The sequence below is a fragment of the Mucilaginibacter angelicae genome (assembly GCF_042434235.1).
In the GTDB taxonomy this organism is placed as follows: domain Bacteria; phylum Bacteroidota; class Bacteroidia; order Sphingobacteriales; family Sphingobacteriaceae; genus Mucilaginibacter; species Mucilaginibacter angelicae.
This window is the reverse complement of sequence record NZ_JBHLTS010000080.1, coordinates 78,356-101,783: the sequence shown is the minus strand read 5'-3', so window position 1 is coordinate 101,783 and position 23,428 is coordinate 78,356. Positions and strand designations below refer to the sequence as shown.

The following is a 23,428-nucleotide window of genomic DNA, read 5'->3' as shown; positions in this document are numbered from 1 at the left end:
CCATTAATTAATAGGTAAATTGAAATATTACCGACTCTGATGTGTTGCCGTTGATATCGCGGGTAACTACTTTCCAATAATAGGTTGTTTTAGGCACTACGCTTATATAATCGGTTTGCATACCGGTTACCTTAGACAGGTACAACGGCGGCGTTGGAGAAGTACCAAAATACACATCATAATTAACGATATTCTGGTCTACCGAACTTCCTTTCCATGACAAGATCACGCCATTATTATTTAAATAGGTAAAGTGTGTTTCTCCCTGCGCAGGTAAAAGCAACTCCGCCGGGAAAGGTGCATATGAAACCGTGGAGGCCCCTGCATTATAAAACTTCCAGGTATCGCTTTGGCTCACATTGCCCGAAGATGGTTTTGATACCACATACCATGAATAAGGTGTATTACGCAGTAAAGTATCGGCAACACTTGTTGAGGTAACCGTTTGTATAGTACTGCTGCGCGTCAGTAAATTAGTAAGGTGCAGCTCGTAGCTTGCAGCATTGTCTACTTTGTTCCATTTAAGAGTAACAATACTTTTATTGGCAGCTATTACAGTACCGGTATTACAGGCGGCATCCTGCGCAGGTGCTACCAGCACAGCTTTGCTTATCGGCGGTGTAGGATTGTCTGGCTTATTCTTTCCGCCGCAGGCAGATAGCGCAAACACAATTACTAAAATCAATAAGTACTTCATTACTGTTTTATTATTTTGAAAAGCGATTCCCTGTTATCAAGCATTACGCTCACTACATACAAACCTGGCTGAAATGTTGCTACATCAAACTGCAACACACCCGATTTGCCTGTATACTGTTTACTGTATAATGCGCGTCCGAATTTAAGATCGCTTATAGTAACTTTTGTTTGAGCAATTACCGTGTTGCCAATATTAATATTCAATACATTCTGGAACGGGTTAGGATAAGGCTTAAGCTCATCCGACAGGTTAACCAGTTTCTCTATTATGCCCTGGCACAATTTATCTGTCGAAATTGATAATTTATTTGTACCCGCTGCAAGCGGCAGATCGATGGCAGCGGCAGTTGTAGTATACATTTCCCCGTTCAGGCTGATATTATAAACGCTGGCGCCATCCAGCTGTAAGTTGATGCTGTTTAATGATTTGTTAACCGTTGCGTAAACCGAGAGGTCTTTAGGCTCGGCCACTACAACATCAAATATCTTTTTATAGTCGGGTTGTCCTTCTATGGTTATGGTTACCTGGTATGTGCCGGCAGCCAGCCCGGTTATAGATGCCGAACTTGTAAAAGGATACACGCCTCCGGTGCCGTTCCCCGATATGGTTGCAGTATATTTTAGCGGTTTAACAGCAGTAATGGATATTGCACCATTATTGCTCCCCTTACAGGTAGCACTTTGTATAGCAATTTTATAATTATCAACCGGGAGATTAAAAATTGACCTTACCAATACAGGGAGGGAGGTTAATACCGCAGATTGCTCAAAGGATACGCTTACGGTATAACTGCCGGTTTCGGTTGCATTGTAAGCCGGGCTGGTGGCACCGGGAATGGTTACACCATCTTTTGTCCATTTATACGTATAGCCATCCACCACAGGAATAGCATTCAGTGAAACAGAGCCGGGGTAATCAAATGCCAAAGGAGTATTGGCAGCTATCACAGGTTGGGTAACGTATATAAACTTTTTGACAGAGCTGGCTGTTTCATTTGGGAATATAACAGATATGTAGCCAATTGAATCCTGGCCAACAACGGCTGTAATGCTTGTGGCAGAGTTAACTTTGAACGACTGTACATTTTTACCCCCGATAGTAACCCCGGTTGCCCCCGTAAAACCGGTACCTGTAATGGCTACCGTAGTCCCCGTGGTACCGCCGCCGGGTGAAAATGCGATTACCTGAGGCCCTCCTATCAGGTTGCGCAACACCCAGGCTGTTTCCTGGTAACGCTCATTACCTGCAAGATCAGGCCGTCCATCGCCATCAAAATCGCAGATAACCATACTTGTGTTTCCATTAACAGGCAGTTCAACCTGTTTGGCAAATGAAATAGCGGCTGCTGTGCTTGTGTTTTTAAAAACCTGTACTTTATCATTAGCTGCCACAACAAGCTCAATTTTACCATCGCCATCTAAATCGCCTATGCACATGGCCTGGGGTGCAGTTAAATTGTTTATTGTTAAGGCTTTTTTAAATGTTATGTTGCCAGGGCTGCCGGTACCTTTAAAAATAATTACCGTATTATTGGAAGCGTCTGCAGCAAAATCTAATTTACCATCGCGGTCAAAATCTCCTACCCGGATATCATTTACAGCTGCACCTGCGTAAAACTCCACTTTTGGTGCATAGTTTATATTGCCTTTGGTACTAATGTTACGGTAAACCGCAATACTGTCGCCAATACGTTCCAGTACATCCGCTTTGCCATCGCCATCCATATCACCTAATGTGGCATTTGCAAACTGAAAAAGATATTTATAGCCTGCAACATTATCCACCATGCCATCACCATCCATGTCATTCAATTCGATGGTTGCCGGTTGCTCATATTGCAAATCAGAAACGGAAGACCGATGATCACCAAAATTGCCGGTGCCTATGTTATACAGGCGATCGACCATAAATTGATATCCTCCATAAACACCAACGTAAGCAATATCAAGCTGGCCGTCAAAATTAAAATCAGCTACGGCAGCGGCATACGCGCCATCTTCCTGCCTGGTGCTGTTCCTGATTTCGGTTTCTCCAAATTTAAGATTGCCTGGTGTGCTCTGGTTGGGTTTCAAATGAATAGGTACGCCGCCATCGCCGGCTGATGATTTAATTATTTCGGGTAAACCATCACCATCCATATCTCCAACCGCAAGCGCGCCGGCTTCATTCCCCGGAAAAAAATCAAACTCGCCGCCAAAGGAAGCCTGCGTAATAGTGCCGCCACCGGCAAATGTGAGTATAAATGGCATATTTGAATAAGCCGTGTTTTGATGTGCCGATACTGTTATAGGTGCATATGTTGCTCCTTTAGGCACAGTCGCAGTGAGGGTAGTTGCCGTAGCGGTAAGTACCTGCGCTTTTACCGCGCCAAAATAAACCAGGTTTTCTGTTGGTACAGTGCTGAAATTTAAACCGGTAATGGTTACAGTGGCTCCTGCCGGCGCAGCCATTGGGGTAAAGGAGCTGATCTGTGGCGGCCTGTAATAGGTAAAATCATTAAAAGTATAACTGCCGTAGGGGGTGGTTACTTTAATTACGCCTTTGGTACCATCGCCAAGGATAACATCCAGAGACCGGCCATATGGATTAAATGATTTTACCGGAAAGCCATCCACTGTAACTGCGTTTACATCTGCAAAGCCGCCGCCATCTATGCGCACATAGCTGCCGTAATTACCGGTGGCAGGATCAACGGAAGTTATTAATGGCAATATTTTAAAGCCGGAAGCCGACCCGGTTCCTGAATCGCCGTTAATTACAATATCGCCTGACAAACCATCGTCGACCACCGCGTTTATTTGTGTTGATGAAACAACCGTGAATGATTTTGCCTGTAAATTCCCAAAGTATACCGAGTGGATGTTGTTAAACCCCGTACCTTTGATCACCACCGTAGTACCCGGAAGGGCCGAAGTTGGCGAAAATGAGGTAATAGCTGGCGGCGGTATCCAAATAAAGCCCCCCAAACTGCCGCTGCTTTTGGCCGATGTTACCGTTATATTGCCCGAGGCCCCCTTACCTACTACTGCGGTTAAGTAACCGGAGTTGGCAACCTGGAACGATTTGGCTGGTACCCCGCCAAAGCTTACCCCGGTAATATTATCAAAGTTTGCTCCCTGGATAGCGACTGTTGTGCCGCTGATTACGTTATTAGGCGAAAAGTAACGTACGCTAATAGCCTTGCTAAAGTTGGTATAATTAACCGAAGTATCTGCATACCGTCCGTTGGTTACTATCAATTGTATAGTATCCTGTGCCCGGTAAACATCAGGTGTATAGCTGGTATTGTAGTTTGTGCTTACGGTTTTGCCGTTGATGAGCCATTTGTAGGTATAACCGGTTTTGCTGTTGTTGATAAGATTGACTGTTCCGTTGGAGGCTAATGGCGAGATCTGAAAAGCCGAAACAGGGATTGGTCCGCCCCCGCCATTGGTGGTTAGCGCTACGTAACCATGGCCGCCCGCTACCCAGATATTGTTACCCAATATCTGCATATCGCTAAGCCCATAGTTTAAATAGGTATAGGTATTGTTCCTGGGCAGTTTCTCCCATATCCGGCCACCATCAGTAGTTTTATATATTTCATAACCGTCGGTTAGTGCATAACCGGTATTATCATTCACAAACAGCATTTTTGTAGCTGTAAAAGGGAATAAAGGCAGATTTGTTACCCAGTGCAGGCCGCTATCGTTGGTGATGTAGGTACCGCCGCTTTTGGTATTTAACAAGCCTTTGGTGGGGCTTATAAAAAACAGGGATGAAATGGCTGTATTTTCCGGGCCCTCCAGCTGAGTCCAATCTGCACCGCCATTTGCGGTAGCAAACATGTTTTGACCAATATAGTTACTAAACGCGTAAATATGGTTATCATCCAGAGCTTGCAGATTGGTAAACATCTTGTTTTCTGCCGCAAGGCTTTCCTGCCAGGTTTGCCCGCCATCAGTAGTTTTTAATATCTGGTCGGCATTAACGGCGTAGCCAATTTGCCCGTTGGATGGGAAAACCATATCTGTTATACCCGAGTGCGGAACCGTAGTTTGATTGTACTGGCTATGAAAAACAAGCTTAAACGTTTGTCCCTGATCGGTAGAATACAAAATGGCCGGGATGAGCCCGTAATTGCCGTAAGCAATTACCTTATTGCGGCTAAAAGCTTTAACGCCCATTATCTCGAACCCGAATGTAAGGTTCACGCTATTGCCGTTAAAATTAACATTAGTATTGGTGATCTTTCTTTCGGTAAAAGTGCGGCCGCTATCGGCGGTGAAGCCAATAAACTGGGTAAATGCCACATAGCCTTCGGCAGGGGTATAAAAACTTATTTTATGGATATCGTTTTCTGTACTTTCTACGTGCAGTTGCCTGAACTGGGCATACCCGGTTTCCCAAATTAGTGAAAACGCAAGCACAAAAGCAATTATAAAGAAAGGCTTCGGCAGGTTATAAGATCCCTGTTGAAAAACACCCTTATTTTTTGAAAACATACAGGATAAGCGAAAAGGTTAATTCTCAGCAAAATAAACAAAATATCATGTATGGCAATAAGCAATTATAATATTTATATGATATGGAAAAAAAGTGGTTAACTACAGGAAAAGGAGCCGGATGTTCCCAAAGCCATACTGCAAATGACAAGATAAGAGTTGTGCCTATCACCAATGGTGTAAGTTTTAGGCACTCAATTGAGTAAAGACAGGCTGATGCGATGTTGATGATTCGCCGGCACGGTTACAACATCTGTTTTAAAAGATTGCAAATATCCCCTATTAGGGGTTTGAGCTTATTTATCGGCTGTGTTTAAAAATGCGATCAGTTGTTCCATAGCTTTTGCACGGTGGCTGATGGCATTTTTTTGTTCCATGCTCATTTCAGCAAAGGTAATATCGTATCCTTCAGGCTCAAAAATAGGGTCGTAACCAAAGCCGCCTTTCCCGCTTATTTCCTGCCGGATGGTACCTTCAACAGCACCTTCAAAAAAATGTTCTTCGCCGTTCCAGATCAGGGAAATTACAGTGCGGAAACGGGCCTTGCGGCTTGTTTCGCCTTTTAAGTTTTCAAGTACTTTGCTGATGTTGGCCGCGTGGTTACCATGTGCGCCCGCATACCTGGCCGAGTAAACGCCGGGTTCACCGTTCAGTGCATCAATTTCCAGTCCGCTGTCGTCGCCAAAACAGTTAAGCTTATACTCGGCGTATACGTGGTGGCTTTTAATAGAGGCATTTGCTTTAAAAGTGGTACCGGTTTCTTCAATATCATCAAAACAGCCAATATCGTGCAGGGTTAATAGCTGGATGGCCCCATTAAGCTTGGCCGAAACCTCATCAAGCTTATGACGGTTATTGGTAGCAAAAACTAATTGTTGCATATTATTTTATTTAGAACGGGCTAATCGATCTTTTATCCTCTCCAGGATAACCTCGCTGTAATCATTATAAATATCCCTCAATCTATGATCATGGTTTCCAGGATTGGATTGATCTGAAAATTGATTGATATCCAAATTAAAAAGAACCTGCCCAAAGCGCTGAGTAGGGTGTTGCTCCATATATTCTGCTATAAGCGCGATAATTTGCCGGTTATCCTCAAGACGATCATCCATGTTGTTTATAGTGTTTTTACCTGTTCCCAAAAGGCTTTTTTATAATCCACATTGTCCATCATCTCATCAAAGGAGAAACTGTAAAGCACAGTAATGCCATTTGATGTTACCGGTTTATTAAGCTTAAGCACTTTTATATCCTGCGGCAGGGCGCCCTCACCCAAAACAAGCACTTTGGTTGGCTTAAAAAACGGTTTCAGCTGGCTGAATTTAGTTTCATTGTAGTTTGCCAGGTTAAATATGGCTACATCATCCGGGCCAAGCTCTTTACGTTTAAGGATATTTTCAAGGGCGGTTAAATGTTCTGCATTTATAAATTCGGCTGTTTTATAATTTGTCAGTACCAAAAAGCTTTTTAAGTTTTTGCCCATATACTTAAAATCTGCAGCCGGCGTTTTTACTACAGTCTGAGGTTCAGGAGTTAAAGACGGACTGGTTATTGCGGGTTCGTGCTTCGTGCTTTCAATTATAGGGGATGGTGGTACTGCTGCGGCAGGTTCGGGTTCAGCAATTTTATCATATAACATTTTATCTGCATTGAGCAGGTAAAGCTCATCCTCTAACACAAAACGAAACGCGGCCGGGTTCTCAACTTTCACTTTAACAAATTTTAACCAAAAGTAGGTAAACGAATTCAAGCTTTATAGGCATATTAGCACAATTATAGCCGGTTGATTTTATAGAAAATATTTGTTCGGCTATAATTAATAAATTTTACCGAAATTCGTAGTTTTTAACGGGTTAACTATCCCGTTTTATTTAGCATAACAGCGTTACATGAGAAAGTTAGGAGTATTAGTACTAAGTTTTATTTTAACAATAACATTTGCAAAGGCACAGGTAGCATCAGATACGGCAGCAAAAAAACTGGTTAAAGCCGATTCGGTTATTGCCACCGCACCCGGCAAAACGCTTGATAAAATTGCAGCAGTGGTGGGTAACAGCCCAATACTGTTATCAGATATTGAATTGTCATACGCCAATTTCCTGGTACAGGGCAATCAGCCCGATCCAACGGTTAAAGCCCGTATTTTACAAACCTTGTTAACCCAAAAGCTGCTGGCCCAACAGGCTGCTATTGATAGTATTGAAGTAAAGGAAGAAGATGTTGATGCTAATGTTGACCGCCGTATGCGTGAAATGACGCAACGCGCAGGCGGACAGGAAAAGCTGGAAGCATTTTTAGGCCGTTCGGTTATTCAGTATAAGGATGAGATCAGGCCCGACCTGAAGGAGCAAATGGTTGCCCAAAAAATGCAGCAGCACATTACCGAAAAACTGAATGTTACCCCGCAGGACGTTAAAAAATATTACGACGGGATCCCTAAGGACAGTCTGCCTTCATTTAACAAAGAGATTGAAGTTGGCGAGATCGTTTTTCAGCCGAAACTGAGCAAAGAAGAAAAAGATGTTTATAAAGCAAAATCTGAAGAATTAAGGCAGCGTGTTAAAAAGGGTGAAGACTTTGGCACACTGGCAAGGCTTTATTCGCAGGATCCGGGTTCGGCGCCTGAAGGCGGTGACCTTGGATTTGCCGACCGTACAACCTTTGTAAAAGAATTTACAGCAAATGCTTTCAAGCTGAAAGCCGGAGAGATTTCGCAGGTGTTTGAAACTGATTTTGGCTTCCACTTTTTACAGGTGATTGAACGCAGGGGCGAGCAGGTGCACGTAAGGCACATCCTGATTACGCCGGTAATTACCCAGGCCAGTTTAGATAGGGCAAAGGCCAAAGCCGACAGTATTTACACCTTACTTATAAAAGACAAAAACGTAGGTGTTGATTTTTCAAGCGCTGCCGCTTATTACTCAGACGATAAAGACACCAAATATAATGGTGGTATGATGCTTAATGCCGAAGACGTGCAAAACCGTTCAACATTTATCCCAACCGATAAACTTGACCCTAAAGTGGCGCTTATTACCGATACCATGAAAATCGGAAGCATTTCAAAGCCCGATTTGTTTACCGGTGCCGATGGTAAAAAGAGCTACAAAATATTGATGCTTAAATCGGCCACCAATGCCCACAAAGCTAATTTAGAGCAGGACTTTCCTAAGCTTAAGGAATATGCCTATAATGATAAGGTTAACAGAACTGTATCGCAGTGGTTTGAAAAACGCCGCAAGGAAACTTTCATTAAAATTGATAAAGAATATCAATCATTTGATGTGTTGAAAAAATGGGTAAACACCAATCCTTCACTCGTAATACCCGAAACAAAAATCAAATCATCATCTAAATAACTTTATGCAACACCGCTCTGATGTAGAAGCCGCAGACGCTTTAAAGCAGGCCTTCCAGCAAATTCGTGCCGAAATAGGTAAAGTAATAGTGGGCCAGGATGAAGTGATAAAATTTGTGCTGATCTCTATTTTCAGTAACGGACATTGTTTATTGGTTGGCGTACCTGGGCTTGCGAAAACCCTGCTGGTGCAAACGGTATCGCAGGTGCTCGACCTTGATTTTAAAAGGATCCAGTTTACTCCCGATCTGATGCCCTCAGACATCATCGGCTCCGAAATATTAGGTGAAGACCGTAATTTCAAATTCATTCACGGCCCGGTTTTTTCAAACATTATCCTGGCCGATGAAATAAACCGTACACCGCCAAAAACACAGGCCGCCCTGCTTGAAGCCATGCAAGAAAAAGCAGTTACCGCAGCCGGTGTTACCCACAAGCTTGCACAGCCGTTTTTTGTACTGGCTACCCAAAACCCTATTGAGCAGGAAGGTACCTACCCGCTGCCCGAAGCCCAGCTGGATAGGTTTATGTTTAACGTAGCCTTAAGCTATCCTTCATTTAAAGAGGAGCTGCAGGTTGTTAAAAATACCACCAGCACTAACATAGTTGAAGTAAATAAAATATTAAACGCCCAGCAGATCATTTATTTTCAGCAACTGGTACGCAATATCCCGGTTACTGATAACGTGATGGAATACGCGGTAAAGCTGGTATCAAAAACCCGCCCTAACAGCGAGTTTGCCACGCCGCAAATTAACCGCTTGCTAAGCTGGGGCGCAGGCCCAAGGGCATCGCAGTTTTTAGTTTTAGGTGCTAAGTGCCATGCAGTGCTTAACGGTAAATACTCGCCCGATATTGAAGATGTACAGGCTGTGGCCAAACCCATTTTAAGCCACCGCATAGTACGCAGTTACCATGCTGAAGCCGAAGGCTTATCGGCAGCTGATATTATTGAGCAGTTGTTTTGATTTTAGAGAGATTAGAGGTTGGAGATCAGAGGTTAGTTTTTTACCGCTCCGATAAAAGAAGAAGGCCTTGCGGTACCGCAAGGCCTTCTTCTTTTATAAACTATCCCCGAGGCCCGTGTCTTCACGGGTCGGTGCACTTCCGGGAGATTATCACGCGGAAAGGGCAATAGGTTGCCCGTGAGGGCCGGGCACGGGGATAACAGAAAAGCCCCCGATTTTTTCGGGGGCCTTTCTGTTTTATTGAGCTTGTGAAAGACTAATCTCTGATCTCCAACCTCTAACCACTATTATTCATTTTCAATCGGCGAGAAAATCTCAAGCAGGATATTCCATCTTTTTGCCTTATCAATTTCCCAAACTCTTACGTAATTATAGTTGCCTACAACATTGCCTTTGGTAATACGGGCGTGGCCGTAAGTATAAGCAAGATCATTACTTGCGGCGCGGCCGCCGTCAGTGGTTTCGGCGGTGATGCTTATGGCCTCATTGTTGATAAACTTCATCACCACATCAGTTCCGGTCATTGGCGGAAAGCCGGGGAAATAATAGCGGCCCTCAGGGCTTAAAAATTCCTTGTAGCTGGCCATGGCCGATAAGGTTAAACCATGATTAAATGTTTTATCGGTACCGATGATAACATTTTTGGCGCCGAAGGGGTCTTTACTTGGGCCCGAGCGTTGTGCCGGATCGGGTTCTTTAAAATCAGTAACGGCTTCATCTTCGGCTTCGGGGTGCTGGATCCCAAGATCGATAAGTAATTTTAACTTACCATCGGTATTGGTACGCCAGATAGATACATAATCGCCAAATACCTTATCGTCATCAGTTTTGCCGTTTTGATATATATAGGGGCCGGCAGTGAATGCCAGGTCGCCATTGGCCGAGATCCGCGCAAATTTTGGTTCCCAGCTAAGTTTTCCGGCCTGTTTATCAATTTTACTATAAAAATCAACTATTTTAACTACATCGGGCTTAAATATGATGCCATCAGGATCGGCAACTGCCAGGAAACCATCTTTAATTCCTTTACGTTCAACTAACTTATCAAAAGCTTGTTCAACACTAACTACTTTGTTTACATTAACAGCGTCCTGTGCCAGGGCAAAAACACTATAACCAATAAATGTAGCAGCTAATATTATTTTCTTCATATTTATATTCGGGTTTTAGGGAGCAATTTAGTAATAAATTTTAAGTCGGAAACGCAATAGTCAAAATGCCTTAAACTGCATATCATAATTTAACAATTGCATTATTTTTGTTTTATGCTGAAACGAAGATCGGGGCGAATAATTGCAGAAAGTGGTTTTGATCATGTGAAATATGCGTAAATAATTAAATTTATAGGGCGTTGTATAACTCCCGCCAAAAATTAATTAACTTGATAACGGCTAATAACCGTTTTTGTTTACTCCGGCATTATTGTGATACTTAAAAACTTTGATATGAATAAATATCTCTTTGGCTTGTTAGTTATGAGTCTGCTATTTACAGGGAGCACTTTAAGGGCGCAAACCTACCGTGAAGATTACAGGGGCAGGCCTTTTATGGAGCAAAGCTATACCGATATCCAGGGAAATCCTTTTTTAAATGAAAGCTGGCTGATGGGTACAGTGACCTTTGTTAATGGTCAAGCAGCGAACGTCAATCTAAAATATAATATTTATACCGATGAATTGCTTTTCAGAAAACAAAACGATTCGACAGTGCAGGCCTTTGTTGATCCTGTTAAAAGCTTTTCGATTCCTTATTTATTGATAGAGGGAAGCGATCTGGTAAACAATTTGTTTCGCAGTCAATTTCCTGTTATTGACGGGCACACTATGAATACCTTTTACCAGGTAATTGGCGAGGGCAAAATTACGCTGCTGAGATATTATAAGAAAAAATTACTTAGTTCTAAAGAATTTAATTCGGCAACCACAACGCAAACCTTCATGGCCGAAAATGCCTATTATCTGTTTAGTAATAACCAGATGACCAGGTTTAAGCCCTCGCAGAAAACTATCCTTGCGGCAATGAGCGATAAGGCTGATAAAGTACAGGAATATATTAAAACCAACAAAGTTGATTTTAAAAGCGATGCTGCATTAGCTAAATTATTCAGCTACTACAGCTCGCTTTAAATATTATAGTTGATCAGGCTTTGTTCCAGGTGGTGCCTTCTTTACTGTCTTTTAGCTGGAAACCTATCTGTGATAAACCATCGCGGATCTTATCTGATGTAGCATAGTCTTTATTAGCTTTAGCGCTGCTGCGCAGATCGACAATAAAGCTTAACACTTTTGGCAGATCGTCGTTAGCGGCCTGCTCATTTTGTAAGCCCAGCACATCAACCACAAAGGTGTTCATCAGTATGGTTAACTGCTCAAGGTTTGCCGCATCGATTTTCAGCTTGCCATCATATACCGAATTAATAATGCGCGATGCTTCAAACAGTTCGGCAATTAAAACCGGGCTGTTAAAATCATCATTCATAGCTGCATAGCATCGCTCCATTAACGGTGCAATTTCAACTTCGGTAGTGGCAGATGCCTTTAACCCGTCGGTAAGCAGGGCAAAGGCGTTCATGAGGCGTTTAAATCCTTTTTCGGATGCTTCCATAGCCTCGTTGCCAAAATCAAGTGTACTGCGGTAATGGGCCTGCAGCATGAAAAACCTAACAGTCATGGGGCTGTAGCCTTTGTTCAGTATCGAGTTTTCTCCGCTGAACAGTTCATGCGGTAAAAAGCTGTTCCCTAATGATTTTGACATTTTTTGCCCGTTTACCGTAAGCATATTGGTATGCACCCAGTAATTAGCCGGGTTGGTGCCGCAGCAAGCTACGTTTTGGGCAATTTCATTGGTATGGTGTGTTGGTACAAGGTCGAGCCCACCGCCATGGATATCAAAGTGACTGCCCAGGTATTTCTGGCTCATGGCCGAGCACTCCAGGTGCCAGCCCGGAAAACCCACACCCCATGGCGAAGGCCACTTCATCAGGTGCTCGGGTTTGGCTTTAATCCACAGGGCAAAATCAAGCTTGCCATGTTTTTCCTGCTGACCGCCCAATGAACGGGTATTATTTAAAAGGTCTTCAAGATTACGGCCGCTTAGTATGCCATAGTCCTGGCTTTTGTTATATTTTTCAACATCAAAGTAAATAGAACCGTCAACCTCATAAGCATAGCCTTTTTCAAGGATAACCTTTACCATTTCTATCTGTTCAATGATATGGCCGGTTGCTGTAGGCTCAATACTTGGCGGCAGGTTGTTCAATATTTTCATCACATCCCTGAAACCAACGGTGTATTTTTGCACTATCTCCATGGGTTCAAGCTGTGCAAGTTTGGCCTTTTTTGCGATTTTGTCTTCGCCCTCGTCGCCTGCGTCACCTTCAAGGTGGCCTGCATCTGTAACATTACGCACGTAACGCACCTTGTAGCCAATAGCAGCAAGGTACCTGAACATGAGGTCGAAAGATATATAAGTACGGCAGTTGCCTAAGTGAACATCGCTATAAACAGTAGGCCCGCAAACATACATGCCAACGTGTGGCGCATTAATGGGCTTGAATAATTCTTTTTTACGTGTTAAAGTGTTGTAAACAAACAAATTTTGTTGCATGAGCGCAAACTTACGATTTTTTCAATTTTAAGCTACTGCCCGCCGGCTTTCGGCTTCATTTTTACAAATGAAGGGCAATGGTTGTATTAATTCAAAACAAGGTCGCTGCGCAAAGGGTAATGGTCCGAAAGCTTTTTTTCGATCACCTTGTAATTGAAAACCGAGAATTGCGGGCTGCTCATAATATAATCTATCTGGTAATTAGGGAAATCGCCATTATAGGTACGCCCTAAGCCCGAGCCTTTTTCGCGGAATGAATTATTTAAACCTTTGGCCATTTGGTTAACCGCAAAGGACGAAGGGGTATCATTAAAATCGCCGGCTATAATATAAGGATATGGACATTGGGCAGCATGAGCTTTGATCTTAAAAACCTGTTCGGCCCTTTTCATGAAGGCTATTTTGAGTTTGCTTCCCAGGCGTTTGGTTGATTTGATATCGGGTTTCCCTTTTTTCGATACGCTGTCGATGTATTTATAATCGTCCGGATCAAAATTGATGGATTGCAGGTGGATATTGTAATACCTGAAAATTTTATCCCCCTTTTTTATATCGGCATATAAACACTGATTGCCTGATGTTCTATCGGCCGCAAGGCGGATCATCCCTTTTGATATGATAGGGTATTTTGAAAAAATAGCCATGCCTATGGCTTCAAGGGTGTTAGCGTTAAATTGTTCAAAATAAAAGTTGGTGCTGCCCAATATTTTATTGACAGAATCACACATTTGATATTGCCCTTTGTATCGGGTATAAAATTCCTGGAAACCGATAACATCAGGCTGCTCGCTGTTGATGAGCTCTAAGATCTCATGTTTGGTTGAAATATCGTTCTTAAAGCCAAAATGTTTAAAATTATGCACGTTGTAGGTCATCACATGCACTGCATTGAGCCCCGGAGGCAGTGAAAAGCTGGATTTAAACCTGAACCCGATATTGTTGTTAAGTACTACCCAGCCAAGTAAAATACTAACCAGCGAAAGCGAAAACTGCCACCGTTTTCGCAGCAGCCAGTAAAGCATCATGATTACATTGAGCAGTAGTACAGGAGGATAGGCAAGGCCGAAAAATGCAAATAACCAGTATTTCCTGGGATCAATATACGGTGCGAAATAACCGATTAATAAAGCAAAACAAAAAATCAGGTTTATCCATAATAAAACCCTGCTAAAAATACTTTGCTTTTTTTTTATCATTTATTCCTGTTTGCTTGCGCGCGATAAAATTTCCCGTTCCTGTTTGCTTAAACTGTTGTACCCTGATTGCGATATTTTATCTAAAATGCGGTCTACTTCTTCCTGTCGTGGATAATCAGAAGCATTTTTACCCATATTGTTTGAAACTACTTTTAGTTTGGATTTCGGCTTAAATAGTTTGGTTATTCCGCCTATCCAATCGTGTCCCTTTTGCAGTTGCTTAATATACACAAATCCCATTAAAGCGCCGCCCAGGTGTGCTATTTCGCCGCCCGGATTTGATCGTACAATTAATAAAAAATCAATGATCAGGGTAACTATAATAAGCCATTTTAATTTAACCGGCCCTATAAATATTAATGATATGGTAAAGTTGGGTAAAAGAGTAGCTGTAGCTACCATAATAGCCATCACACTTGCCGATGCTCCTACAATAGTGCTCCCTTCCGCAGCATTTATACTTGTAAAAGCGGGCAAAAGATTAAACGCAGCTACATAAAAGAATGCGCCTGATAGTCCTCCCAAAATGTATAGCCCAATAGTACGTTTATTGCCCAGGTACTCTTCAAATATCTGTCCCATCCAATACAGCCAAAGCATGTTAAAAAAGATATGGAAGATATCCGCGTGCATGAACATGTAAGTAACCGGTGTCCAGAAACGGTACGGGAGCTCATGTAAATTGGCTGTGAGATCAATATATTTTTGGGCGAGGATGCCTACAAGGCTTATATGGCCGGAGCCCGTAAAAAGATATTCAAATACAGCCGGGATATTAACCGCTAAAAAAACGATAATGTTAATGCCTATAAGCAGGTTCAGCCTATTGCCGGAGCGCAGCATTTTGTAGTGGATATTTTGCCAAAGGGTGCTCATAATAAAGCTGTATTACAAAGATAACTACTGTTATTAATAAAAATTGTTTGGTTGTTGTAATCGCCAAATTTTAACCATGATATAACCCAGTATCGCTCCGCCGATATGCGCAAAATGCGCTACTGAATCTCCGGCAAATTGTTGGAAACCGAGATACAGTTCTAATACCACATATACCGGAATTATATATTTTGCTTTTATTGGTATCGGGATAAACATGATCATTAATTCCATGTTAGGGAAAAGCATACCGAATGCTATCAGTAATCCAAATATAGCACCAGAGGCGCCTACAATTGAGGTGTGATATATATTATATAATTCTTGTGCTTTTGGGCCATAAGCCTCGTATGATTGATTGAGAGTTGGATCAGCGATTGTAAAAGCGCCCGTTATGGCGTGTACTTCATACGCTTGCACAAGCATTTGGAAAGCTATTGCCCCTATACCGCAGATAAAATAAAAATTGAAGAATTTTTTCGACCCCATTTGATATTCAACTATTGAGCCGAAAGAAAACAAGGCAAACATGTTAAAAAATATGTGGGCGAAACCTCCATGAACAAACATATAGGTTACTATTTCCCACGGCCTAAAATTGGGCGAATTGAAATAGAACATCCCAAAGTTATCAGCTACGGGATTGGGGCCGCCTGGCCCTTTATCAAACATCAAAACCGGGATAAAACAAATAATGTTTATGATAAGCAGGTTCTTAACAACAGGTGTCAGGTTAGCAAAAGGCGATTGATTGTATCCGTTCATATATAATTTAGCCCAGGGCTATTTTTCAAATCGTTCCATTAATTCGTTCATAGTAAAGGTACTGATTACAGGCTTACCATTCAATGCCTGGTTGGGCGATTGACATGCAAAAAGCTGGTCGATAAGCTGGTTCATTTCCTCTAATGATAATTTGGTTCCCGTTTTAATAGCGCCATTGCGGGCCAGTGAACGGGCAAGGTTATCTCGTTTATCTAATTTAAGGATTGCCATATTGTTTTTAAAACCTTCCAATAAATGTTCTAAAAGTTCATGCTCACCTACGTTATTCAACTCGGCAGGGATTCCTTCAACTACCACCGTGTTTTTCCCAAACTCGCGGATGTCAAAGCCCAGCGCCCTGATATCCGGCAAAAGCTCACGTAATAACTCAAAATCGCTGCCGTTTAGTGTAACCGATTGCGGGAATAAACTTTGCTGGCTCACACCCGAATGATTTTGCAATTGCTGTAAAAAACGCTCGTACAGGATCCGTTCGTGCGCGGCCTGCTGGTTAATGAGCATAAAGCCCGATTTTATTTGCGACAGGATAAACCGGTTATGGATCTGGAACAGTTGGCGCTCGCTTGGCTTGCTTACGTCCTGCTCATCAACCGCAATGGTTTTTTCCTCGTGGATCTCGTGCTGAAAAAGGCTTTCTTTTTTGCTGATCTCATACAAGGTATCCCAGTTTTGCGGGATCGGATCTTTTTTATACCCGCCGCTGTCCCTTAAAAATGGATGCTCCTGCCTGGGCTTTTCATCTTTGTTGGCAAAGGGGTTAAAGTTTGGATTGAAGGAAATGGTAGGCGCAATGATCTCCTCAAATGGTTTAGGGGTGATCAGGTGTTCAATACTGTTTTCCTGGTCAAAATCCAGGCTGGGGGTAATGTTATATCTCCCTAATGATCGTTTTACCGCCGAACGGATAATGGCATAAATAGCTTTCTCGTCCTGGTATTTGATCTCGGTTTTGGTAGGGTGTACGTTAATGTCGATTTTCGATGGATCGATATCAATGAACAGCACATAAAAGGGAAAACAATCATCGGGCAGCAACTCTTCAAATGCAGTTGTTACAGCGTGGTTAAGGTATGAATCACGGATGAAACGGTTGTTTACAAAAAAGAACTGCTCGCCCCGTGTTTTACGTGCAAACTCGGGCTTGCCTACAAAACCGCGCAGTTTAATAATAGTGGTATCTTCTTCAACAGGTACCAATCGCTGGTTATAATTATTGCCAAACAAGTGTACTATGCGCTGTTTAAGCGTAGTGCCAGGCAGGTGATAAACCTCCTGACTGTCATGGTGCAGCGTGAAAAAGATTTCCGGATGAGCTAAGGCAACGCGTTGAAATTCGTCAATAATATGGCGCATCTCCACCGGGTTACTTTTTAAAAAGTTACGGCGGGCAGGCGTATTATAAAACAGGTTTTTTATGGAGATGGATGTGCCCGCGTTGGCAGCACATGGCTCCTGGCTTATCACTTCGGAGCCTTCGATAGTTATACAACTGCCCAGCTCATCTTCATGACGGCGGGTTTTAAGCTCCACATGTGCAATAGCGGCAATTGATGCCATGGCCTCGCCCCTGAAACCCATGGTGCGGATGGCAAACAGGTCTTCGGCTTTGCGTATTTTTGAGGTTGCATGGCGCTCAAAGCACATACGGGCATCGGTAAGGCTCATGCCGCAGCCATTATCGATAACCTGTATCAGTGCTTTACCGGCGTCTTTAATAATAAGCTGGATCTTATCTGCACCTGCATCAATAGCGTTTTCAACCAATTCCTTTACCGCAGAAGCCGGTCGCTGTACTACTTCGCCTGCGGCAATCTGGTTGGCAACGGCATCCGGTAAAAGCTGTATAATGTCTGACATCTAAAAAAAATTCCCTTCAATTTCTATTTCGATGCTAAATTAAATATTTGAAGGCATAACTTTATGATTTGATAGTTGTATATACATTTACGCATTAATACAATTACAATAAACATACAATTACTTTATGAAGAGACTATTGCCCGCGCTGCTATTATTGGCAGCAGCCTGCAAACAGAAGGAATACAATGCTGATATGCTGGTAAAAAACGCGGTTGTTTACACCGTTGACAGTAATTTTACAACAGCAAGCGCATTTGTAGTAAGCGGAGGAAAGATACTTGCAGTAGGCAATGCCGATTCCCTTGAACAAAAATACAATGCCCGTGAAGTGATTGACGCGCAGGGCGCCGCAGTTTACCCCGGCTTTATTGACGCCCATGCCCATTTTTATGAGTATGGTATGGGCCTGCAGGAAGTAAACCTGGTAGGTACCCATAGCTGGCCCGAAATTATCGACTCGGTAAAAGCTTATGCCGAACGTAATACCGATGGCTGGATCATCGGCAATGGCTGGGACCAGAACGACTGGACAAATAAACATTTCCCGGATAAAGCCAAGCTTGATTCGCTGTTCCCGATGCGGCCTGTGATACTTAGTCGTGTTGACGGTCATGCAGTTATAGCCAACCAGGCAGCATTGAATATTGCAGGGGTTAAGCCCGGGCAAAGCATAAACGGAGGCGAGATAGAAACCAGCAACGGAAAGCTTACCGGCATCCTGGTTGATAACGCGGTGGGCATAGTTACCCGTAAAATCCCGGAACCTACAGCGGCTATTATAGATACAGCGCTGCTTTCGGCACAGGAAAATTGTTTCGCTGCAGGCTTAACTACGGTTGATGATTGCGGACTGCCTTATACCATGATAAACACCATTGCGGAATTGCAGCACAAAGGCGCTCTGAAAATGCGTATGTATGTAATGCTGGCCGACAGGCAGGAAAACTATGACTATCTTTTTAAGCATGGTGCCTTCAAAACACCTGGTCTTAACGTAAGGGCTTTTAAAGTTTATGCCGATGGCGCTCTTGGCTCGCGCGGGGCCTGCCTGCTAAAACCATATGCCGATTCGGCTAAATGGAGCGGCTTTTTGTTGAGCAGTCAAAAACATTTTGAAGAGATAGCGCCCAAAATAGCAGCCCACGGTTTCCAGATGTGCACCCATGCCATCGGCGATTCGGCGGTGCGGGTAATGCTTAAAGTTTATGCCGCCAATTTAAAAGGTAAAAATGATTTAAGATGGCGGATCGAACACTCGCAGGTAGTATCTCCGCAGGATCTGGACACATTTGGTAAATACAGTATTATCCCATCGGTACAGCCCACACATGCAACATCAGATATGTACTGGGCCGGCAAAAGACTGGGCAGCGAACGGCTTAAAACGGCTTATGCCTATAAGCAATTGCTGAAGCAAAACGGATGGCTGCCGCTGGGTACCGATTTTCCGGTTGAGAATATTAACCCGCTTTATACGTTTTATGCTGCGGTTGAACGCAAGGATTTGAAAGGTTTTCCTGAAGGTGGTTTCCAGCCCGAAAATGCATTAAGCAGGATGGAGGCACTGAAAGGCATGACCATTTGGGCCGCCAAAGCCAATTTTGAAGAAAAGGAAAAAGGCAGTATTGAGCCCGGTAAATATGCCGACTTTGTTATATTGGATAAAGATATCATGAAGGTAAAAGGCAGCGAGATCCCGACAACCAAAGTGACAAAAACCTATATAAACGGAGTTAAAGTATATGATAAAAAATAAATGGGGCCGTGTTCCTTTAGTATTATTAGGGTTTGCATTATTTAATACTGCTTGTGCGCAAAACCCGCCATTAACAGGGCAGGCCTTCATTGCCGAAGAAAGATTGGTTGGTAACTCAACCGTGCTGCTTAACAATGCAGCATACATAGTGCCCCTGCAAAAGCTGGAGGATCTGAAAATTGCCAGCGTGCATTTCAGTAACCAGTACGCCACCGTTTTTGATAGCCTGCTTAATAAATATAATAAGGTTGATCTGTTTGATGGCAATACTTATTCAGGCAATAAAACACTGGCCAATTTAACTTCCGATCTGAAGTTTTACAACACCATTATAGTACAGGTAAACGATGCCGATTTAGCCAACCCGGACCTGATCGATTTTGTCAGCTCCAATCAAAAAAATAAAAATGTAATAGTTGCCGCTTTTGGCAACGGTTCTGTACTGGGGAAGCTTGATGCTGTTACCGCCCCGGTGATCTGGACCGAGCGGGTATCTCAGGTATCGGCCATGTACAGTGCCGAAGCCATTTTTGGCGGCATAGCTATTTCACAAAAGCTAACGAAAAGCTATAGTTCTGTTTATAAAACGGGGATGGGTTTTACCACCGACAAAACAAGGCTGCAATATACTGTACCAGAGGAGGCCGGTATCAATGCCGCCAACCTACAGGATATTGACAAGATAGCGCAGGAAGCTATCCGGGAACATGCCACCCCCGGCTGTGTGGTGCTGGTTGCCAAAGATGGTAAGGTGATTTTTAATAAAGCTTATGGTTATCATACCTATGATAATGTAATGCCCGATAAGCTTACCGATATTTTTGATCTGGCCTCCATGACCAAGGTATCGGCTACCACCATGGAAGTTATGCAGCTTACCGACCAGGGTAAATTAAGCCTGGAGAAAACCCTTGGCGATTATATTCCCCTTGCCCGCAAAAGCAACAAGAACGATATCCAGATCCGTGAGGTGATGATGCACCAGGCTGGTTTAATCCCAGATATTAAGTCGTTCGAGAAGGTGAAACCAACGGATCACAGTACCGATTCGTCAGCCGCATATCCAACAAAAGTATCCGACCATTATTATTTACGGAAGGATTACTATAAAGATGTAATGCTGCCGGAAATGCTGAGCTCCCCGCTGAAAACACGCGGGCAGTATGTATATAGCGATGTTAGCATGCTGTTTATGCAGGAGGTTGTTGAAAACATCACGGCCGTGCCGCTCAACATTTATGTGCAGCAGCATTTTTATACCCCGCTGGGGATGCAAACCGCAGGCTTTTTACCATTATATCGCTTTACGCCCGACAGGATAATCCCTACCGAAAACGATAAGGATTACCGTATGTCGTTATTGGATGGTTATGTGCATGATCCAACATCTGCACTTTTGGGCGGCGTTGCCGGGCATGCCGGTTTATTTGCCAGCGCCAATGATGTAGCTATATTGTACCAGATGGTTTTAAACAAGGGTAGCTATGGCGGCGCCCAGTATTTTAAGCCGGAAGTTGTTGATCTGTTTACCTCCAAACAATCGCCGGTAAGCCGCCGCGGACTGGGCTTTGACCGCTGGGACCCAATAGCCGACAGGCATTACCCCTCAAAACTGGCCTCCGACCAGGCTTATGGGCATACTGGTTTTACAGGTACCTGTATTTGGGTTGATCCTAAATATAATTTGGTTTATGTGTTTCTGTCAAACCGGGTAAATCCATCGGTTGCCAGTAAGTTGCTGAGCCTTAATATCAGGCCAAGGATTCAGGATGTGGTGTATGAGGCTATAACGAAGGGGTTGTAGGGATTTCGGAATTGAGATTTTCGATTTCGGATTTAATTGTCGGTTATATACGGGGCAGCACCTGTTTTTTGACGGTTTGACAGTTAAATTAAAAACGGGTATATTTGATATATGACAACATTAACCATACATCCTGTAGATGCGGATCAGGAAACTGCTATCCGGATTTTTTTGGACGCCCTGCATGTTGACTATAAAACAAGTGAAATAGCAGATGATACCACTTACTTGCTTTCTTCAGAAGCAAATGCTCAGCATCTGCAAAAGTCAATTGAACAAGAGCAACAAGGTAAAGTTACCAAGCTTAACCTTGATGATATATGGAAGTTATAAACTTTACCGACGAAGCACTGGCTGATCTTGAATACTGGAAGAAGAGCGGAAATGTCATTATCCTTAAGCGGATTCGTCAATTGATTCAGGCAATACAAAATGATCCGTTCAAAGGTATCGGTAAACCCGAAGCACTTAAACACAACCTTTCGGGTGCATGGTCACGGCGTATTAATCAGGAACATCGTATTGTTTACAAGGTAGAAGATCATCTTATAACGGTTTACTCACTTAGGTTTCATTATACGAAATAATATTTCTGAATTTAAGATCTAATTAAGCATGATGCTTTTCATAATCAATAGCCTGAACGCGGGCCACAAGTGAGGACACTTGCGGCAGCGATGGAATTGTACCATGATGTTATAACTTACATATCCCAAATAAAAGCCCTAAATTTATTTAATTCCGAAATCAAACATCCGCAATCCAAAATCAAACGATGCGCTATTTCACTATCCAGCCACCGGCCGAGCTGAAACCCTATGTGAGATTTTACTGGGTGCTTGAGCATGAGCTGGGGCCTGATCAGTCGTCATACATTTATCGTTCTGTTGCTGATGGCTGCACCGAAATGGTGTTTCACTATCGTTCTGCATTTGATGAGCTGACAGATAAAAGCGGGCAAAATGCAGGGCCATCGGGTATCCAGTTTCAAACTACGCAATACCGGCGTTTTATTACAACAGAAAGCTTTGGTATTTTTGGGGCATATATTTATCCTTTTGCCGTACCCTGTTTATTTAATATTCCCAGCAGCCAAACCAGTAACCTGGCATTTGATTTCGATACCTTTTTAAACCGGCCAGGCCGTGAACTGGAAGAGCGGATCATGCTGGCCGCCGACAATTATAAACGTGCAGAGATCCTGTCGGCATTTTTAACCGCCCGTCTACGTCAAAATGTGTTAAAAGAGGAACGTATGGCGGTAGCGATAAGGGATGTGATCCACAACAAAAAATACAGAACGGTTGCCCAACTGGCCGATGCTTATAATTTATCGGCAAGGCAGTTCGACCGGAAGTTTAACGAGTACGCAGGTTTTGCTCCCAAAACCTATATGCGGCTGGTACGCCTGCAGGATGCATTAAGACAATACAATACCAATAAAAGCCTAACCCAGATAGCGCTGGAATGCGGGTATTATGACCAGTCGCATTTTATTCATGATGTAAAGGAGTTTACAGGTTATCATCCGGGCTTCTATTTTTCGGGCAAGGCCGAGGGAACGGAATATCGGGAGATATAATGTCCGGTTTTTACAATTTTGAGATGTGTGGGACAGCTAATTTTGAATAAAACACAAACAAGCTATGGCAACAATAAACATTCCCGAAAATTACCAGGCTGTAATGCCTTACCTCGTTGTTAAAAACGGCGCTAAATTCATCGAATTTACCCAAAAGGTTTTTGGCGCAACGGAACAGTTCAAAACCATGCGCGATGAGCATACCATTATGCATGCTGAGGTTAACATCAACGGCAGCACCATCATGTTTGCCGATTGTACCGATACATACCGGCAGCAAAATGCCGGGATGTTTGTGTACGTGGAAAACTGTGACGAAACTTACCAAAAAGCTCTGGATAACGGAGCGGAAAGTATTATGCCTCCTGCGGATCAATCATATGGCCGGAGCGGCGGCGTAAAGGATCCCTTCGGAAACACCTGGTGGATCACTAATCCGTAATAGGTGT

At 43.2% G+C, this 23,428-nt stretch carries 20 protein-coding genes; 9 read left to right on the top strand and 11 right to left on the bottom strand.

Annotated features, from left to right (window positions below):
* Positions 1-7 precede the first annotated feature (7 nt).
* From ACFFGT_RS31795 to ACFFGT_RS31775, 5 genes are all read right to left on the bottom strand, one after another.
* Positions 8-697: a hypothetical protein gene (locus ACFFGT_RS31795; RefSeq protein ID WP_377026548.1), complete on the bottom strand. Its 690-nt coding sequence runs from the start codon at positions 695-697 to the stop codon at positions 8-10.
* Positions 697-5,184: an IPT/TIG domain-containing protein gene (locus ACFFGT_RS31790; RefSeq protein WP_377026547.1), complete on the bottom strand. Its 4,488-nt coding sequence runs from the start codon at positions 5,182-5,184 to the stop codon at positions 697-699. Before ACFFGT_RS31790 ends, ACFFGT_RS31795 begins: the two co-directional genes overlap by 1 nt.
* A gap of 296 nt (positions 5,185-5,480) precedes the next feature.
* Entirely contained in the window at positions 5,481-6,065 is a 585-nt protein-coding gene (locus tag ACFFGT_RS31785; protein ID WP_377026546.1) for a non-canonical purine NTP diphosphatase, read from the bottom strand.
* Positions 6,066-6,071: 6 nt separating this feature from the next.
* A complete protein-coding gene (locus ACFFGT_RS31780; protein WP_377026545.1) occupies positions 6,072-6,299 on the bottom strand; it encodes a hypothetical protein in 228 nt (75 codons plus the stop codon).
* Positions 6,300-6,304: 5 nt separating this feature from the next.
* Positions 6,305-6,898, bottom strand: a complete 594-nt coding sequence (locus ACFFGT_RS31775; RefSeq protein ID WP_377026544.1) for a hypothetical protein — start codon at positions 6,896-6,898, stop codon at positions 6,305-6,307.
* 178 nt (positions 6,899-7,076) lie between these two features.
* Here ACFFGT_RS31775 and ACFFGT_RS31770 point away from each other — a divergent pair, with 178 nt between their 5' ends.
* Both ACFFGT_RS31770 and ACFFGT_RS31765 read left to right on the top strand, forming a co-directional pair.
* Positions 7,077-8,546 (top strand): peptidylprolyl isomerase, encoded by a 1,470-nt coding sequence (locus ACFFGT_RS31770; protein ID WP_377026543.1) that lies wholly within the window; start codon positions 7,077-7,079, stop codon positions 8,544-8,546.
* Between the two features lie 4 nt (positions 8,547-8,550).
* Positions 8,551-9,513, top strand: a complete 963-nt coding sequence (locus ACFFGT_RS31765) for an AAA family ATPase (RefSeq protein WP_377026542.1) — start codon at positions 8,551-8,553, stop codon at positions 9,511-9,513.
* A 287-nt stretch (positions 9,514-9,800) separates the two neighbouring features.
* On the opposite strand, the gene ACFFGT_RS31760 is transcribed toward ACFFGT_RS31765, so the two are convergent.
* A complete protein-coding gene (locus ACFFGT_RS31760; RefSeq protein ID WP_377026541.1) occupies positions 9,801-10,664 on the bottom strand; it encodes a Cif family virulence factor in 864 nt (287 codons plus the stop codon).
* Between the two features lie 294 nt (positions 10,665-10,958).
* Between ACFFGT_RS31760 and ACFFGT_RS31755 the strand changes: the two genes are divergently transcribed.
* The gene (locus ACFFGT_RS31755) at positions 10,959-11,639 is read left to right on the top strand and encodes a hypothetical protein (RefSeq protein ID WP_377026540.1); all 681 of its coding nucleotides are present in this window, start codon (positions 10,959-10,961) and stop codon (positions 11,637-11,639) included.
* Positions 11,640-11,652: 13 nt separating this feature from the next.
* On the opposite strand, the gene cysS is transcribed toward ACFFGT_RS31755, so the two are convergent.
* The 5 genes from cysS to mutL form a co-directional block, all read right to left on the bottom strand.
* Positions 11,653-13,119 (bottom strand): cysteine--tRNA ligase, encoded by a 1,467-nt coding sequence (gene cysS, locus ACFFGT_RS31750; protein WP_377026539.1) that lies wholly within the window; start codon positions 13,117-13,119, stop codon positions 11,653-11,655.
* A gap of 86 nt (positions 13,120-13,205) precedes the next feature.
* Entirely contained in the window at positions 13,206-14,315 is a 1,110-nt protein-coding gene (locus ACFFGT_RS31745) for an endonuclease/exonuclease/phosphatase family protein (RefSeq protein WP_377026538.1), read from the bottom strand.
* The gene (locus ACFFGT_RS31740) at positions 14,316-15,191 is read right to left on the bottom strand and encodes a rhomboid family intramembrane serine protease (protein WP_377026537.1); all 876 of its coding nucleotides are present in this window, start codon (positions 15,189-15,191) and stop codon (positions 14,316-14,318) included.
* A gap of 33 nt (positions 15,192-15,224) precedes the next feature.
* Entirely contained in the window at positions 15,225-15,863 is a 639-nt protein-coding gene (locus tag ACFFGT_RS31735) for a rhomboid family intramembrane serine protease (protein WP_377026536.1), read from the bottom strand.
* 111 nt (positions 15,864-15,974) lie between these two features.
* On the bottom strand, positions 15,975-17,834 hold the full coding sequence (mutL, locus tag ACFFGT_RS31730) for a DNA mismatch repair endonuclease MutL (protein ID WP_377026535.1): 1,860 nt from the start codon (positions 17,832-17,834) through the stop codon (positions 15,975-15,977).
* A gap of 127 nt (positions 17,835-17,961) precedes the next feature.
* Here mutL and ACFFGT_RS31725 point away from each other — a divergent pair, with 127 nt between their 5' ends.
* The 6 genes from ACFFGT_RS31725 to ACFFGT_RS31700 all read left to right on the top strand — a co-directional run bounded on the left by ACFFGT_RS31725 (position 17,962) and on the right by ACFFGT_RS31700 (position 23,421).
* Positions 17,962-19,593, top strand: coding sequence for an amidohydrolase (locus tag ACFFGT_RS31725; protein ID WP_377026534.1), 1,632 nt, complete (start codon positions 17,962-17,964; stop codon positions 19,591-19,593).
* Positions 19,580-21,397, top strand: a complete 1,818-nt coding sequence (locus tag ACFFGT_RS31720; RefSeq protein WP_377026533.1) for a serine hydrolase domain-containing protein — start codon at positions 19,580-19,582, stop codon at positions 21,395-21,397. Before ACFFGT_RS31725 ends, ACFFGT_RS31720 begins: the two co-directional genes overlap by 14 nt.
* A 111-nt stretch (positions 21,398-21,508) precedes the next feature.
* A complete protein-coding gene (locus tag ACFFGT_RS31715) occupies positions 21,509-21,730 on the top strand; it encodes a DUF2683 family protein (RefSeq protein WP_377026532.1) in 222 nt (73 codons plus the stop codon).
* Complete coding sequence (locus tag ACFFGT_RS31710; RefSeq protein WP_377026531.1) at positions 21,718-21,984, top strand: Txe/YoeB family addiction module toxin; 267 nt, start codon at positions 21,718-21,720, stop codon at positions 21,982-21,984. Before ACFFGT_RS31715 ends, ACFFGT_RS31710 begins: the two co-directional genes overlap by 13 nt.
* A gap of 188 nt (positions 21,985-22,172) precedes the next feature.
* Positions 22,173-22,979, top strand: coding sequence for a helix-turn-helix domain-containing protein (locus tag ACFFGT_RS31705; protein WP_377026530.1), 807 nt, complete (start codon positions 22,173-22,175; stop codon positions 22,977-22,979).
* 64 nt (positions 22,980-23,043) lie between these two features.
* Complete coding sequence (locus tag ACFFGT_RS31700) at positions 23,044-23,421, top strand: VOC family protein (RefSeq protein WP_377026529.1); 378 nt, start codon at positions 23,044-23,046, stop codon at positions 23,419-23,421.
* The last annotated feature ends 7 nt before the right edge of the window (positions 23,422-23,428 follow it).